Source organism: Mesorhizobium sp. IMUNJ 23232 (genome assembly GCF_044326205.1).
Classification (GTDB): Bacteria; Pseudomonadota; Alphaproteobacteria; order Rhizobiales; family Rhizobiaceae; genus Kumtagia.
Genome location: NZ_JBIRCY010000004.1, coordinates 126,487 through 141,897 on the forward strand (window position 1 = coordinate 126,487; position 15,411 = coordinate 141,897).

The window sequence follows — 15,411 nt, forward strand, 5'->3', positions numbered from 1 at the left end:
GTCGGGGCGAATGCAAAGAAGAAAATTCCGCTGACGTCAATGGATAGCCGTTAAGCCAGCCAATTTCTCACGCTTCCCGGCAAATCTCTTGCGGCTTACCTATTTCTGGCGCACGCCAAAACTCTGAAAACCCTGGCGCATGATCGGCTTCTTCGATGAGAGCACGCGGCTGTTTACGCCGTTCCAGCCGATCTCGCCGGAAAGCCGGCCATATTCGATCTTCGGGCAACGGTTCATCACGACCTTGATGCCCGCGGCTTCAGCCTTCGCCGCCGCCTCGTCGTGACGCACGGTCAATTGCATCCAGATGACTTTCGGCAGCGGGTTGAGCGCCAGCGCCTCGTCGACGATGGGCGGCACGGCGGCGGAGGCGCGAAAAATGTCGACCATGTCGATCGCTTCCGGCACATCCGTCAGCTTCGCATAGGTCATGCGGCCAAGAATTTCCTTGCCGGCTTGGCCCGGGTTGATCGGAAACACCGTAAAACCCTTGTCGATCAGGTATTTGGTGACGAAGAAACTCGGCCGCACGTCATTGGCCGAAGCGCCGACGATGGCGACGCTCTTCACCGTGTTCAGGATTTCCGCGATGTAGTCGTTGGAATAGGAATCGTGGTTCATGCGGGCAACGAAATACGACCTTCCGCGTCGATCGGGAAGTCGGGATTGTGGGCGACTTCCCAAACATTGCCCTCCGTATCGGCGAAATAACCGTACCAGCCGCCCCAGAAGGCCTTCTGCGCCGGCTTGAGCACCGTGCCGCCGGCCGCCGCGGCAGCGTCGATCACTGCGTTCACCTCCTCGTCGGAGCGGGTGTTGTAGGCAAGCGCCGAGGCCGGGCGGGCGCTGCCGACATTCGACGGCGGCAGGCCGTCCATGCCGGCATCGACGGCAAGGTCTTTTCGCGTCCATAGTGCGAGGATCAAACCGCCCATCTGGAAGAAGGCGACGCCGTCGGTGACCCTCTCGTTCCGTTTCAGACCCATCGACTGGTAGAAACGCACGGCGCGTTCGAGATCGTCGACGCCCAGCGTGACGATCGAAATGCGTGGTTCCATGAGCTTGTCCTCCCGGCCGATGCCCACCGAAATGCCAATGGCGACGCCGGTTGCAATTATCCGCCGAATGCGGTCACATCGCGCCGGCACCGCATTCCGGGAGAAACTACATGCACAGGAAACTGTTGCAATACGCGTTGCCGCTTGCGTTTTTCGTCGCCATGTCATCTCCGCCGGCCTCTGCCGGCCTTGCCCAAGGCGCGCAGGCGTCGATGACCGAGGCGCTCGGCCGATTCGAGACGCTGCTCAAGGACGACGCTGCGAAAGCCTCGCCTCCCAGGCTCACCGACGCGCAGGCGAAGCCGGCCTTCGATGCGCTGTTCGACCGCTCGAAACTTTTGGGCGAACATCCCTACAAGGCGGCCGACGTCGAGCCGCTGCTGTGGATGTTCAGCGGCTATTTCAACCTCTCGAAAGTCTATCTCGGCTTCACGGGCACAAGCGGAACGGCGTCCACCGCCGACAACGAATTCACCTATCAGGACGAACTGACGCGGCTGGCCGAGGAGATGGTGGTCGGCGGCGGCGCGATTTCCGAAGCGCTCACCGACTACGTCAACACTACGCCGGCCGTGCCGGAGGACCGCAAGGCGGGGCTGGCCAAGATGCGGCTCGGGCTCAGCCAGATGTTTTCCGGCGTCATCGCGCTGCTGGACAATCCACGCTACAGCAAGGAGAACAAGATCATCCTGGCCGGCGCGCTCGCCGAGGCCGCGCCCTATTTCGCAGCCATCCTGCCACCCGCCGACCGCAAGAATTTTTCGCAGACCGCCATGCAGAGCATGCTCAACACGCCGCCCGAAACCGTCGAGCCGATCAACGCGTTCATGAACGCCATGAGCGGCGAGGATTGCGCCGCGCTGTGTGCATTGAAGTAGCGGCGGCAATCAGGCTGGTACGCCGGGACGTGCCGGAAAGTTCACTCCCCCGTCCATTTCGGGTCGCGCTTGCCGATGAAGGCGCTAATGCCTTCCTCGGCGTCGCGGGCCAGCATGTTCTCCACCATCACACGCGTCGTGTGGTCATAGGCTTCCGCCAGTCCCATCTCGGCCTGCGCGTAGAATGCTTCCTTGCCGATCTTCAACGTCAGGGGTGATTTGGAAACAATGGTTTGCGCGTATTTGCTCACGACCTGAGTCAGGTATTCGCGCGGCACGACGCGGTTCACCAGCCCGAACTCGCGCGCCGTCGCCGCATCGATGGTCTCGCCGGTCAACAGCATCTCCATCGCATGTTTTCGCGATACGTTGCGCGACAGCGCCACCATCGGCGTCGAGCAGAACAGGCCAATGTTCACGCCCGGCGTGGCGAATTTCGCCTGGTCGCTGACAATCGCCAGGTCGCAGGAGGCGACCAACTGGCAGCCCGCCGCCGTTGCGATGCCGTCCACTTCGGCGATCACCGGCTTGGGGCAGCGCACGATCGACTGCATCAGCGTGGCGCAAGCGGTCATCGTCTGCTCGAAGAACGCCCTGCCCCGGTCGGCATCGGCCCGGTGCGCCGTCAGTTCCTTGAGGTCATGTCCGGCCGAAAACACCTTTCCGGCAGCAGCGATCACCACGACGCGGACGAAAGCATCGTCGCGGGCGCGGTCGATCTGTGCCTGAAGTGCCGCCATGGTCGCAAGCGACAGCGGGTTGGCGGGCGGATTGGCGAGCGTGACCCGGAGCACCCCGGCGTCGAACTCCGCCGTTACCGGCCCCTCGGCGCCGGTCTGTCTGATCGCGACGATCTCGGCCATGTCGGTCTCCGTGGCTGGCTCCTGTCCCATGCGAAAATAGCGACCCGACGCATTGATTGACAGGGCCGTCCAGTATTTTCTGGCGCCCTTCGCTGTCAGCCTTGCCTACCCGCAGCGAACCCATGGCCCACCAATGGAGGCGACATGCCGGCACAGACAGCGCTCACCCCGGTGATGACAGCCGCCGAAATCAACGATCTGCTCGTAAAAGTCTATCCGCAGCTCAACGAAGGGCTTCGCTTCTACGAGGCGGTCGAGGTTTTCCCGGGCGGCTGCACGGTCAGGCTGAACGCCGACGCGCGGCATCTGCGCCCCGGCAATACGGTTTCCGGGCCATCTCTGTTCACGCTGGCCGACATAGGCGGTTATGTCTGCGTGCTCTCCCACGCCGGGCCGGACGCGCTGTCGGTGACCACGAACCTGAACATAAATTTCATGCGCAAGGCGCCGGCCGGACAAATCGACGGCCATTGCCGCATCCTCAAGCTGGGCAAAAGCCTGATGGTTTTCGACATCGACATCGTCGCCGACGGCGAGACCGTCGCCCACGCCACCGGAACCTACTCCATTCCGCCGAAGCGCTGACTGTCAGCTCCGTTGCAAGGCCAGATGGGTGCCTAGTCCGACCAGAATCGCGCCGCCGGCCCGCTGCATCAGTTTTTGCGCGCGGCTGGATTGCCGCATCTTCGCCATCACGGCGCTGGCCAGCAGGACGCTGACGATGTCGGCGAAGGAGAACATCAGGTTGACAATGGTGCCGAGCACCACGAACTGGATCCATACCGGTGCGCCCGAAGCGTCGATGAACTGCGGCAGGAACGCCATGAAGAAGATCGCGGTCTTCGGATTGAGCACCTCGACGGTCACGCTCTGAAGGAAGGCGCGGCGGGCTGATTTCGGCGCGGCGCCCGGCATGTCGGCCTCGCCCTGCACCTTGGCGCGGAACAGCGAGATGCCCAGCCAGATCAGATAGACCGCGCCCGCCAGCTTGACCGCCATGTAGAGCGTCGGCACGGCATGGAAGAGCACGGACAGGCCAGCCGCCGCCGCGAAGACATGCGCGTAGCCGCCGATATGGATGCCGAGTGACGCCATAAGACCCGACCAGCGCCCGCCCGCCAGCGTGCGCGCCGCCGCATAAAGCATCGCCGGGCCGGGAATAAAGGCGAAGATTGCCGTGGTCGCCAGGAAGGCGATGAGGATTTCGGTCGAAGGCATTTTCCTGTTCCCGTCGCGCGGCGATCCCGACGATGCGCCGGCCGCAGAGCCGCAAGCTCATAGCGCAAAATTGGATGCGCGTGTCGAATTCTTCAAGCCGTTGCCTGCGCGGGACAATTCCAGATTTCGTATTCGCGGTTCGCCACTGCATTCTTCACCGCTACGCCGAGGCAGAAACCGGGCATCTCGACGCAATCCATTGAACAGCCCCACCGGCATCCGTTAAAACCGGGCGACCGACACCGCGACCGAACATCCCATGCTCACACCCCTCTTTTCCCAAAACTGCGAACTGGTCGGCTGGATGCAGCCGCAAAAATTCCTGTTCGACACCGACATGGGTTACGTCGCCTTCGTTACCAACGGCCACGCCTGGTCGGCGCGCTCCGGCCGCTGGATCGGCCCTGTCGTCGCCTCGCATGTGTTCGACGTCGATGGCCGCCCAGTTGCATGGAACCCTTCCGCGCCGCTACGCGGCTCCGGCAGGCCGCTGAGGCCGGTCAACGTCGTGCGCGCCGTCAGCCCGGTGCGCCCCGCAAAACCAGTTGCGCCGCTGCGCCCGCTCAAAGCGCCCGACCTGCCAGGAGGGTGGTCGCAGTTCAGCTTCGCCGAATGGCTGGTCTCCAGCGATCCGAAACCCGTCGAAATCGTCGAAGAGATCGTCGCGGTGGAGACGGCCGATGAAGTGGCTCTCGTCGAGGTGGCGGAAGTCATCGACGGCGGCGAAGGAGGCGTTCAGGACGACAGCAAATCATCACCCGATACGGTAAAATAGTACCTCATTACTATCTATTTGATTTTCCTTTATATTTTCACATGACGACAAATCTCCGCCGCTTGACGCGGCAAATCTCCTCGCCTATAGACCGCATCGAAAGCAGCGGCCCTCCGGCCGCCGTTTTATTTTTGGCGGCCGGCCCAGCCGGCTCACCAAATTAAGCAACAAGAAACGCCTTTTTACGAAGGTCCGAAAGAAAGAGCCTCCATGAAAACCTTTTCGCAGAAGCCCGCGGAAGTGGTGAAGAAGTGGGTGCTGATCGACGCCGAAGGTCTCGTCGTCGGCCGCCTCGCCTCTATCGTCGCCAACCGCCTGCGCGGCAAGCACAAGCCCACTTTCACCCCCCATGTCGATGACGGCGACAACGTCATCATCGTCAACGCCGACAAGGTCGTCCTGACCGGCAAGAAGTTCACCGACAAGGTCTATTACTGGCACACCGGCCACCCCGGCGGCGTCAAGGAGCGCACCGCGCGCCAGCTTCTGGAAGGCCGCTTCCCCGAGCGCGTCCTGGAAAAGGCGATCGAGCGCATGATCCCGCGCGGACCGCTCGGCCGCCAGCAGATGAAGAACCTCCGCGTCTATAGCGGCGCCGAGCATCCGCACGCAGCACAGCAGCCCGTCACCCTTGACGTCGGTGCGCTGAACAGCAAGAACAAGAAGGTTTCCTGATCATGGCTGAGCTCAACTCGCTCGCAGACCTCGGCACGGTTGCCGCCACAGCGCAGCCCTCCGCCCCCGCCTATGTCCAGAAGCTGGACAAGCAGGGCCGCGCCTATGCCACCGGCAAGCGCAAGGACGCCATCGCCCGCGTCTGGGTCAAGCCGGGCTCCGGCAAGATCATCGTCAACGACAAGGAATTCGCGGCCTATTTCGCGCGTCCCGTGCTGCAGATGATCCTGCAGCAGCCGATCGTCGCCACCAACCGCGGCGGCCAGTTCGACGTCGTCGCCACCGTCACCGGCGGCGGCCTCTCCGGCCAGGCCGGCGCCGTGCGCCACGGCATCTCCAAGGCGCTGACCTATTACGAGCCCGGCCTGCGCGGCGTGCTCAAGAAGGGCGGCTTCCTGACCCGCGACAGCCGCACCGTCGAGCGCAAGAAGTACGGCAAGGCAAAGGCCCGCCGCAGCTTCCAGTTCTCGAAGCGCTGATCTTTCGCCGGGGCTCTCCGCTCCGGCTGTCGAAAAGTTGAAAGGGTCGCCCTCATCGGCGGCCCTTTTTGCTGTGCGCTCCATATTGACGGACGAGCGCTCCTCCTCGACCTATGTAATCGCAAGCGTCGGGAGGTTTGATGCGGTTTCTTTCAGGACTCTTTGCCGGGGTGCTCACCTTGGCGCTCTGGTTGTCTCCTGCCCTTTGCGATCCGGTCGTGAAAAATCCTGTGGCCGTTGGGCGGGCGATCAAGGAAATCGTAGACAAGAACTTTTATCGACCGGTCTCATCCCCAACGCTCGAAACCCCGAGTCTGAGCTCGGCGGCGATCGACGAAGCGCTCGCGGGGCTTGGAGCATCGCACACGCACCGCTTCCAACCCGACCAGATCGTTTATTATGAGATCCTCGACACCTCGAAAGATGGGCTTGTCGACCCGCCAACACGCCTGTTCGCCACAGACGGCTCGGTTGTCTATGCGGGGATCGGGATGATCACGCAAATCGTCGGCGGCAAACGCTTTGCGACCGACGTCTACGACGGGAGCCCAGCCGCCAAGGCCGGAATAAGGTTTGGCGATGAGATTATTGCGGTTGATGGCAAACCTTATGAAGAAATAACTTCGTTCGCGGGAGAGATCGGCAAGACGCTCCCAGTCACCGTCAGGCGAAGCGAAGACGAAGCGCCCTTCGACATCCCTGTCACCGTCGCCACAATCTGGCCGAATGAGGCTTTCGTCTCGGCTGTCTCGTCGAGTGTCCACACGATGCAGGATGGCGGCCGGACGATCGGCTACATTCGTCTTTGGTCGCTATCGACGCCGCAGATAGAAGATCTCCTTCGCCACGAGATCAGCAAGGGGCGGTTGAAAGATGCCGATGGACTTGTCGTGGATTTGCGCGGTCGCTTGGGTGGCCGCTTGGGAAAGGTACACGAACTGCTCGGCGACGGCATCGACGTCGAGTTGGTGAAGCGGGGTGGCGATACGTTCCGTGGCAAAGTGGTTTGGAACAAGCCGATCGTCGGCATTGTCGACGAGGGCACCAGAAGCGCGATGGAGATATTAGCCTATTCCATGAAGAAGGAGGGCGCCTTGTTGGTCGGAAAAACCACTGCGGGCGCGGTATTGTCAGGAAAGTCTTATATATTGTCGGACGATAGTCTTCTCCTCTTGGCGGTTGCCGACATCCTCGTTGACGGCAAACGGCTGGAGGGCGTCGGCGTCTCTCCCGACATCGAGGTCGAAAATCCGCTTCCTTATGCGGCCGGCGCCGATCCGCAACTGGAAGCGGCCATCAGCGCATTGCGGCAAAAATTATCGGGTCTTTAACGCCCGTCCATGATCCTTCATGGCCACAAGCGGAAACTGGGCGTTTGGCGTGGTTCTTGCTGAATACCCTGTCGACAAGCGATTGTCCCGATCCGGGACAGACGCGACGTGGTTTACCAAAGGAATAAGCGATGATCCTATCGCTTCAATATCTGCGCGGCATCGCGGCGATGATGGTGGTGGCCTTCCACGCCGTCGACGTGCTGTCGCGCATGAGCACGGACGGCCATGACGAACAGTTCCTGGTCGGGCTGGCCGGCGTCGACATTTTTTTCGTCATCAGCGGCTTCATCATGTGGATCATGGCCGAGAAGGCCTATCCGTCGCCGGGCGAGTTCATCCGCAAGCGGGTGATCCGCATCGTGCCGCTCTACTGGGCGCTCACTTTGTTCCTGGCGGCGGTCGCGGTGGCGAAGCCGGATCTGCTGTCGACCGCCGTGTTCGACCCGGCGCATTTCGTCGCCTCCATGCTGTTCATCCCGTGGCCGCATCCGAAACTCGGCGCCGCCGTGCCGCTGCTCATCCCCGGCTGGACGCTTAACTACGAGATGGCCTTCTACGTGATCTTCGCGCTCTGCCTGTTCTTGCCGAAACGCTGGCGGCTCGCCTCGCTGCTCAGCTCGCTGGCGCTGCTTGCCGCCATGGGTCCGTTCGTCCCGCAGGGCGGCGCGGCCGCCTTCTACACCGACACGCTGGTCCTGGAATTCGCGGCCGGAGCGCTGCTCGCCTGGCTGTGGCAACGCGGGGTGAAGCTCGCGCCCGGCCTGTCGCTGCTGCTGGTCATTGCCGGTTTCGCGCTGCTTTATCTCGGCGCCGGTTCGACGCTGCCGCGCATCGTCAGCCTCGGCCTCCCGGCGACGATGATCGTTGCCGGCGCGGTGTTCGCTGAAAACCTGCTGAAGGTGCGCCCGTTCAAGCCGCTGCTGTTGATCGGCGATGCGTCCTACTCGATCTACCTGTCGCATGGCATCGGGCTGGCGGTGTTGCTCAAGTTGTGGACTTATGCCGGGCTCGGCGGTGACGGCTGGCAGGGCATCGCTTTCGTGGCGCTTATCCTTGTCTCGTCGGCGATCGGCGGCATCGTGCTCTACTTCACGGTCGAGAAGCCGATGCTTTTGTGGATGAACGCCAGGACCGACCGGCGCGGGAAGGAAGCCGCCCGGCTGGGCGTGGCGTCGAAAGTACCCGGCTAGGTCCGCCCGCATACGCAGCGCCGCAGCCTCAAAAAAATGCTTTCGTAAATGTTTGGGATTACAGCGGCAGCGGGAACAGCCTTGCTCGGTGACCGGCAATGAACATCGCGATCGTCGGGACGGGTTTCGTCGCCGACTATTATATGACGACGCTGGGCAACTATCCCGGCCTGCGGCTCGCCGGCGTGTTCGACCGTTCGGCGGCGCGGCTGGACCAGTTCGCCGCCTTCCACAAGCTCCGAAAATACGACTCGCTGGCCGCCGTCATGGCCGACCCGCTGGTGAAGATCGTCGTCAATCTAACGACGCCGGAGAGCCATTTCGAGGTGTCGCGCGCAACGCTCGAGGCGGGAAAGCACGTCTATTGCGAAAAGCCGCTCGCCATGGATTTGTCCGACGCCGCGCGCATCGTCGACCTTGCCGAGGCAAAAAACCTGACGGTCGCCACCGCGCCGGCCAATGCGCTGAGCGAGGCCCACGGCCTGGCGGCGGCGGCACTGGCCGAGGGCCGCATCGGCACGCCGCGCCTCGTCTATGCCGAGATGGAAGACGGCCCGGTGTTCCGCGACAAGTGGCCGAGCTGGCGCTCGCGCTCCGGCGCGCCGTGGCCGGGCCTGCACGAATTCGAGATCGGCTGCACGCTGGAACATTCCGGCTATGCGCTGTCGTGGCTGGTGTCGCTGTTCGGCGCGGTCGACAGCCTGACGGCGTATTCGGCGGTGACCTTCCCCAACAAGGGACCGGGCACCGAAAATATTACCATGGCGCCGGACTTTTCCGTCGGCTGCCTGAATTTCCGTTCCGGCCTCGTCGCGCGCCTCACCTCGGGGCTGGCCGCGCCGAAGGACCGCTCGCTGACCATTTTGGGCGACAAGGGCTCGATCACCGTGCGCGACCTGTGGGATAACCGCTCGGCGGTGTTTGTCGAGGAAACCGCCGCGCCGCGCAGGCTGTCCACCCGCGTTGTCAACCGGCTGGAGGCAAAGCTCGGCCGCTTCATCCCGTGGAAGCCGACTCCCGGCCGGCGCATCGCCTATCCGGCGGCCACGCGCGAGACCTTGCCGAACTTCCCCTCGCAGATCGATTTTTGCCGGGGCATCGCCGCGCAGGCAATAGCCATCGAAGCCGGCGAGCAGCCGTTCTTCTCCGGCCGTCGGGCGCTGCATATCACCGAACTGGCGCTGGCACTGAACAATGCGCACGTGCTGCCCCAGCCCTACAAGGTATCGAGCGGGTTTTGAGGCTCAGGAGTTGCCCGCCGTAAGCTGCCAGGCCGGCGGGACAGCGCCTCAATCAGACTGCACGGATCGCACGCAACGGCCTCAGTTCGTCAGCCCATACGGCCTGCGAAATCCGTTCTGCTCCAGCCACTCGATCGCCGCCTTCGGCTCGTCGGTCTGGATGACGGTCGCGCCCTGCCCCGCCCAGAAGCCGAAAACCTCCTCCGGGAAACCCGCCTGCACGGCCAGTTCGTCACCGCGCCCGCGTCCCGTAAAACCGCTCGGCAGGTTGACGATCGGATAGGTATTCACCCACAGATGCCAGTCGCCGCGCGCCGCCACCGCGCGCATGCGCGCCGAAAACAGCGCGCCGCCGTCGTCGGGCAGCATTCTTCTTTCGCCGCGCCAAGTCACCATCTCCACCATGTCGGCGGCAAAGGCCCGCGTCACCGTCTCGACGAAGTACGGATCCTCGACAGCGTCATCGGCGATGATCGGCATGAAGCGGAAACCGGGCCCTGCATCCGCCACGGCCGCCTTCACCGCCGCCAGCCGCGCGGCCGAAAAGATGTTCTCCTTGAGGATGACCTTGCCTTCCATGCCGAGCCCGCGCGCCACCGCCACCATGCCGGCGATATGGTCGGGGCCGAGCTTGTTGTCGATGTTGACCAGCACGTTGCCTTTCGAGACCGTCAGCATCTCGGCCAGCGTCGGCACCACTTCGTCGGTGACCTCGCCGCTGCCCTCGACCACCAGATGGCACGTCCTAAGCTCGGCCAGCGTGCGGGCCGCCACCTCGCCCTTGCAGTCGGTGGTGCGCTCCAGCCCGCTGTCGTGCATCACGACAAATTCGCCATCGCCGGACATCCTGGCGTCGAGTTCGACAATCTCGACGCCGAGCCCGATCGAATGGCGCACGCCGGCTCGCGAGTTCTCGGCCCAGCGGATGACGCCGTTCTCCTTCCAGCCACCGCGATGCGCGACGATCATCACATGGTCGCGCCAGCGGTTGGCATTCTCGAAGCGGTCGAGGATTTGCTGCACCCGCCCTTCCTGGGCAAAAGCCGGCATCTCCATGGCGGCGGCGAGTAGCCCTAAGGCCAGGGTGGCGATGAAAGGGCGGCGCATACGACTCGCTCCCGGTTCACACGGTTGCGGCCAGATAGCGGGCAGGCGTGACAGGCCGGTGAATGCAGCCGGCGCAGTATCGCCGATGCGGCGCAGCAATTTTTCGGTTGCACCGCCGTCTTATTCCGCCAATACCTTGCAGCGCGAAACACGAGGGAGATTTGAAAGCATGACGGGATCCGGCATCGATCACGCCTTCACCGCCCGCTCCAACACCGGCCGCGCAACCGACCCGACCTATGCGGGGGCGCTCTCCTTCATGCGGCGGCACTACACAAAAAACCTGAAGGACGCCGACGCCGTGGTCTGGGGCATTCCGTTCGACGCCGCCGTCAGCAACCGGCCGGGTGCCCGTTTCGGGCCGCAGGCGATCCGCCGCGCCTCGGCGATCATGGACAACGACCCGCAATACCCCTTCCACCGCGACCTGTTCGAGCATCTGGCGGTGATCGACTATGGCGACTGCCGCCTCGACTACGGCAACCACCAGAAGACGCCGGCGACCATCGAGCGAGAGGCGGCAAAAATCCTCAAGTCCGGCGCGTTCCTGCTGACGCTCGGCGGCGACCACTACGTCACCTGGCCGCTGCTCAAGGCGCATGCCGCCATCCACGGGCCGATGGCACTCGTGCAGTTCGACGCGCACCAGGACACCTGGTTCGACGAGGACAGGCGCATCGACCACGGCTCGTTCGTGGCGCGCGCCGTGCGTGCCGGCATCATCGATCCCGACCGCTCGATCCAGATCGGTATCCGCACCCACGCACCGGACGATTTCGGCATAAAGATCCTTTACGGCCACGAGGTCGAGGAGATGCGCGCCTCCGACATCGCCTACGCCATCGTCGAGCGCACCGGCGGCCACAAAGTCTACGTCACCTTCGACATCGACTGCCTCGATCCCGCTTTCGCGCCGGGAACCGGCACGCCGGTGGCGGGCGGACCGTCCTCGGCAAAAATGCTGTCGGTGCTGCGCCAGCTCGGCCAGCTCGACATCGTCGGCGCCGACGTGGTCGAGGTTGCGCCGGCCTACGACCATGCCGATATTACGGCCATCGCCGGATCGACGGTGGCGCAGCACTATCTCGGCCTTCTGGCCGAGCGGAAGGCGAGGCTCGCCGACATGAACGGCAACGGCGCTGCCGGACTGAATCACGGAACCGGCATATAGGCCTGGATTCTCAGGCAATTTCGAACGGAACGACAGGCATGAAACCGAAAATCTTCATCGACGGCGAACACGGCACCACCGGCCTGCAGATCCGGACGCGGCTGGCCGGACGCGGCGACCTTGAAGTCATTTCGGTCCCGGTCGAGCGCCGCAAGGATATTTCCGCCCGCGCCGAATTCCTGAACGCAGCCGACGTCGCCATCCTCTGCCTGCCCGACGACGCGGCAAAAGAAAGCGTGTCGCTGATTAAGAACGACACCACGCGTGTCATCGACGCCTCGACCGCGCATCGCGTGGCCGAGGGCTGGACCTACGGTTTCGCCGAGATGGACAGGGAGCAGGCAAAAGCCATCGCCACCGGCAAGCGCATCGCCAATCCCGGCTGCTGGCCGCAGGGGCCGATCGCGACGCTGCGCCCGCTGGTCAAGGCTGGCCTGCTACCCGCCGATCTTGCGGTCTCGATGAACGGCATTTCCGGCTATTCCGGCGGCGGTCGTACGATGATCGAGGACTATGAGAAGCAGGGCGAGGACGCGCCGGAGTTCTTCCCTTACGGCCTCACCTTCCAGCACAAGCACGTGCCGGAACTCAAGAAATATGCTGGGCTTTCGCGCGACCCGCTGATGCAGCCGGTGGTTGGCAATTTCGCGCAAGGCATGATCACCATGGTGCCACTGCAGCTTGGTACGCTCGACCGCGTGCCGAAGGGCGCCGATCTGCACGCGGCCATCGCCGACCACTATGCCGGCCTTTCCGGTGGCGATGTCGAGGTAGCGCCCTTCGCGGCCACAGAGCGCCTGCCGGAGATCGATCCGGAGCGCTACAACGACACCAACACGATGAAGCTCTACGTCTTCGCCAACGACGCCAAGGCGCAAGCCGTGCTGCTCGCCGTGTACGACAATCTCGGCAAGGGTGCGTCGGGTGCCGCGGTGCAGAATCTCGATCTGATGATCGGGGCATAGGCGAGTCGCCTTTGGATGTAGCCTCCTTCCCTCTCTCCTGGCGCCTCTCCGACCCCGTCTTCATCGCCGAAACCTTTTCCAGCCGCATCTGGAAGGTTTTTCGCGAGGACGGCACGCCGGCGATCGTCAAGGCGCTGAAACCCTTCGACGATGTTGAGGACGAATTGCGCGGGGCGCACCTGCTCAAATGGTGCGACGGACATGGCGCGGTGAAACTGTTCGGCTTCGAGGGCTCGCAGATGCTGATCGAATATGCCGGCGAGCGGCATCTTTCAGCCGACATCGCCGAGGACGACGACAATGCCGCCACCGAAATCGCCGCCGAGGTCATGGCAAAACTGCACGCGCCGTCACGGGAACCGCCGCCGGCTGAACTCCAGCCGCTGCGCGAGCGCTTCGTCGCGCTGTTCGACAAGGCGAAGACCGACAACGCCGAGGTAGCGTCGGAGACAAGTGTGGAGAAGTCCCGCCTCTACGCCGAGGCTGCCGCGACGGCCGAACGCCTTCTATCGGACCCGAAGGACGTCCGCCCGCTGCATGGCGACCTGCACCACGACAACATTTTGCTGTCGCCGCGCGGCTGGCTGGCCATCGATCCGAAGGGCGTGCTCGGAGACCCCGGCTTCGACGCCGCCAATCTCTTCTACAATCCGCTCGACCGCGACGATCTCTGCCTCGACGAAAACCGCATCGCCTTCATGGCCACGACCTTTGCCAAGACGCTCGGGCTGGACGAGCGACACATCCTCGACCACGCCTTCGCCTATGGCTGCCTCTCCGCCGCCTGGCATGCGGGAGACAACAATGTGGTCGACGAGGAGCGCGAGCTTTCGGTGGCTCGCGCCATACGATCCGTCAGGCTTGGCCTCTGACGCCTTCCACCGGCAGCGGATACGCGCCCTTCGTCCCGCGCCAATGGGCTGCGGCGAAGCCGAGCACGATCAGCGCAAGGCCCTGATGCGTCAGCGCGGCGTGCAGATTGACCTGCGTCAGCAGCGTGGCGACGCCTACCGCCGCCTGCAGCAGGACCAGATGGAAAAGCACCAATGCCCGGCGGGCATGCGTGGTCCTGGGCAGCGCCCGTCGTGTGGCGATCATGTGCCACAGCGCCGCGGCAAGCACGACATAGGCGCCGAGCCGGTGGATAAACTGCACGGTCTTGGGGTTTTCGACGAGGTTGCGGCAGATCGGTTCGATGATGAACAGGTCGCCCGGGATGATGCTGCCATCCATCAGCGGCCAGGTGTTGTAGCTCAATCCCGCATCGAGCCCGGCGACCAGTCCGCCAAGAAATATCTGGAACAGCACCAAAAGCACCAGAATGCCGGCAAAACGCCGCGTCGCCCGGTCGGCGGGCGGGGCCGAATGCGGCGCCAGCCCGCGCGCCACCAGCATGGTCGCGGTGAAGATCATCGAGGCGACGGTCAAGTGTACGGCGAGCCAGGCCGGGTTGACGCTCGTGCGGCCGGTCAGCCCCGAGGCGACCATCAGCCAGCCGATGACGCCCTGAAGGCCGCCGAGCAGGAAGATTCCGATGAGTTTCGGCGGCAGCCCACGCTCCAGCCGCCGCGTCACCCAGAAAAAGGCGAAAGGCAGCGCGAAAAAGATCACACCGGCCCAGCGCGCCAGCAGCCGGTGCGCCCACTCCCACCAGAAGATGCGCTTGAAGCCCACAAGATCCATGTCGGCGTTCAGTTCCTTGAACTGCGGGATCTGCTGATACTTCAGGAACTCATCCTGCCATTCCGCCTCGCTGAGCGGCGGGATGACGCCGTGGATCGGCTTCCACTCGGTGATCGACAGGCCGGACTCGGTGAGCCTAGTGGCGCCGCCGACCACGATAACGGCGAAAATCACCACCAGCGCCACGTAGAGCCAGCCACGCACAAGAGCGCGGTTGCGCAGCAGCCGGGCGCGGTCGATGGCGGGGGTGTCAGTAAGAGGAATTGCGGTCATCGGCGGAAGATCCGGCCTCGATTTTTCGCTGGATTGGTGGACCAGCGGGCCGTGGCATGCAAGCCGGCTTCACGCGACACGCGGTCGCGTGCGCGGTCCGGCATCAGCCTTCTGTTGCGTCCGGCTGCCTGCCGGCCTATCGGAAAGCACAAGGAGCCGACATGCCGATCCGTCTCAAAAAACTCATCGGTGCGATCCTGCTGGTCGCCCTCGTCATCGTCTACGCGCTGGTCGCCACGATGATCGCGGTGGCGCAGCTTTCCGAATCCGGACCTCTGGTGCATCTCGCCTTCTTCCTGATCGGCGGGCTGGTGTGGATCCTGCCCGCCATGGGCATCATCAAATGGATGATGCTGCCGCCGAAACCCTGACGGCGGGTCGTTTTCACGCTGTCCTTCGTTTGAGCCGTCGGACAACATGTCCCGCCCGCATGCTCCTGATCAACGAAATCCCGGCGTCGAGCATTCCTTCACCTTTTCCGTCTAGGATCTGGCGGTCGTG

The 15,411-nt window shown here is 63.6% G+C and carries 18 protein-coding genes; 12 read left to right on the plus strand and 6 right to left on the minus strand.

All coding sequences use genetic code 11. The annotated features are described in order from the left end of the window. Window positions 1-99 precede the first annotated feature (99 nt). Window positions 100-621, minus strand: coding sequence for a CoA-binding protein (locus ACH196_RS04250; RefSeq protein ID WP_396645190.1), 522 nt, complete (start codon window positions 619-621; stop codon window positions 100-102). Next, the gene (locus tag ACH196_RS04255) at window positions 618-1,058 is read right to left on the minus strand and encodes a VOC family protein (protein ID WP_396645192.1); all 441 of its coding nucleotides are present in this window, start codon (window positions 1,056-1,058) and stop codon (window positions 618-620) included. The genes ACH196_RS04250 and ACH196_RS04255 overlap by 4 nt, the downstream gene beginning before the upstream one ends. A gap of 110 nt (window positions 1,059-1,168) precedes the next feature. Between ACH196_RS04255 and ACH196_RS04260 the strand changes: the two genes are divergently transcribed. Beyond that, window positions 1,169-1,936, plus strand: a complete 768-nt coding sequence (locus ACH196_RS04260) for a hypothetical protein (protein WP_396645194.1) — start codon at window positions 1,169-1,171, stop codon at window positions 1,934-1,936. A 41-nt stretch (window positions 1,937-1,977) separates the two neighbouring features. Here ACH196_RS04260 and ACH196_RS04265 read toward each other — a convergent pair whose 3' ends face one another. Continuing rightward, window positions 1,978-2,799: an enoyl-CoA hydratase gene (locus tag ACH196_RS04265; protein ID WP_396645196.1), complete on the minus strand. Its 822-nt coding sequence runs from the start codon at window positions 2,797-2,799 to the stop codon at window positions 1,978-1,980. A gap of 144 nt (window positions 2,800-2,943) precedes the next feature. Here ACH196_RS04265 and ACH196_RS04270 point away from each other — a divergent pair, with 144 nt between their 5' ends. Further along, a complete protein-coding gene (locus tag ACH196_RS04270) occupies window positions 2,944-3,384 on the plus strand; it encodes a PaaI family thioesterase (protein ID WP_396645198.1) in 441 nt (146 codons plus the stop codon). A 3-nt stretch (window positions 3,385-3,387) separates the two neighbouring features. On the opposite strand, the gene ACH196_RS04275 is transcribed toward ACH196_RS04270, so the two are convergent. Beyond that, a complete protein-coding gene (locus tag ACH196_RS04275) occupies window positions 3,388-4,017 on the minus strand; it encodes a LysE family translocator (protein WP_396645200.1) in 630 nt (209 codons plus the stop codon). A 259-nt stretch (window positions 4,018-4,276) separates the two neighbouring features. On the opposite strand from ACH196_RS04275, the gene ACH196_RS04280 reads away from it, so the two are divergent. The 6 genes from ACH196_RS04280 (at window position 4,277) to ACH196_RS04305 (ending at window position 9,711) form a co-directional block, all read left to right on the plus strand. Continuing rightward, window positions 4,277-4,792, plus strand: a complete 516-nt coding sequence (locus ACH196_RS04280; RefSeq protein WP_396645201.1) for a 4-fold beta flower protein — start codon at window positions 4,277-4,279, stop codon at window positions 4,790-4,792. Window positions 4,793-5,002: 210 nt separating this feature from the next. Further along, window positions 5,003-5,467 carry a 50S ribosomal protein L13 gene (gene rplM, locus ACH196_RS04285; protein WP_396645203.1) on the plus strand — a complete coding sequence of 155 codons (465 nt, stop codon included), beginning with the start codon at window positions 5,003-5,005 and terminating at the stop codon, window positions 5,465-5,467. A 2-nt stretch (window positions 5,468-5,469) separates the two neighbouring features. After that, a complete protein-coding gene (gene rpsI / locus ACH196_RS04290) occupies window positions 5,470-5,946 on the plus strand; it encodes a 30S ribosomal protein S9 (RefSeq protein WP_396645204.1) in 477 nt (158 codons plus the stop codon). A 140-nt stretch (window positions 5,947-6,086) separates the two neighbouring features. Further along, complete coding sequence (locus tag ACH196_RS04295) at window positions 6,087-7,277, plus strand: S41 family peptidase (protein WP_396645205.1); 1,191 nt, start codon at window positions 6,087-6,089, stop codon at window positions 7,275-7,277. Window positions 7,278-7,408: 131 nt separating this feature from the next. Next, the gene (locus tag ACH196_RS04300; protein ID WP_396645206.1) at window positions 7,409-8,470 is read left to right on the plus strand and encodes an acyltransferase family protein; all 1,062 of its coding nucleotides are present in this window, start codon (window positions 7,409-7,411) and stop codon (window positions 8,468-8,470) included. A gap of 98 nt (window positions 8,471-8,568) precedes the next feature. Then, window positions 8,569-9,711 (plus strand): Gfo/Idh/MocA family protein, encoded by a 1,143-nt coding sequence (locus ACH196_RS04305; RefSeq protein ID WP_396645207.1) that lies wholly within the window; start codon window positions 8,569-8,571, stop codon window positions 9,709-9,711. 81 nt (window positions 9,712-9,792) lie between these two features. On the opposite strand, the gene ACH196_RS04310 is transcribed toward ACH196_RS04305, so the two are convergent. Further along, window positions 9,793-10,818, minus strand: coding sequence for a glycerophosphodiester phosphodiesterase family protein (locus tag ACH196_RS04310; RefSeq protein ID WP_396645208.1), 1,026 nt, complete (start codon window positions 10,816-10,818; stop codon window positions 9,793-9,795). Window positions 10,819-10,987: 169 nt separating this feature from the next. Here ACH196_RS04310 and speB point away from each other — a divergent pair, with 169 nt between their 5' ends. Genes speB through ACH196_RS04325 form a run of 3 tightly spaced genes read left to right on the plus strand, consistent with a single transcriptional unit; the run spans window position 10,988 to window position 13,826 of the window. After that, window positions 10,988-11,989 (plus strand): agmatinase, encoded by a 1,002-nt coding sequence (gene speB, locus ACH196_RS04315; protein WP_396645210.1) that lies wholly within the window; start codon window positions 10,988-10,990, stop codon window positions 11,987-11,989. 38 nt (window positions 11,990-12,027) lie between these two features. Continuing rightward, window positions 12,028-12,954, plus strand: a complete 927-nt coding sequence (gene argC, locus ACH196_RS04320; protein ID WP_396645212.1) for an N-acetyl-gamma-glutamyl-phosphate reductase — start codon at window positions 12,028-12,030, stop codon at window positions 12,952-12,954. Between the two features lie 11 nt (window positions 12,955-12,965). Then, window positions 12,966-13,826: an aminoglycoside phosphotransferase family protein gene (locus ACH196_RS04325; protein ID WP_396645214.1), complete on the plus strand. Its 861-nt coding sequence runs from the start codon at window positions 12,966-12,968 to the stop codon at window positions 13,824-13,826. Here ACH196_RS04325 and ACH196_RS04330 read toward each other — a convergent pair. Beyond that, entirely contained in the window at window positions 13,810-14,910 is a 1,101-nt protein-coding gene (locus tag ACH196_RS04330; RefSeq protein ID WP_396645216.1) for a COX15/CtaA family protein, read from the minus strand. The two genes, ACH196_RS04325 and ACH196_RS04330, sit on opposite strands and share 17 nt — an antisense overlap. Before the next feature lie 161 nt (window positions 14,911-15,071). On the opposite strand from ACH196_RS04330, the gene ACH196_RS04335 reads away from it, so the two are divergent. Then, window positions 15,072-15,281 (plus strand): DUF2842 domain-containing protein, encoded by a 210-nt coding sequence (locus ACH196_RS04335; RefSeq protein WP_396645218.1) that lies wholly within the window; start codon window positions 15,072-15,074, stop codon window positions 15,279-15,281. Window positions 15,282-15,411: the final 130 nt, after the last annotated feature.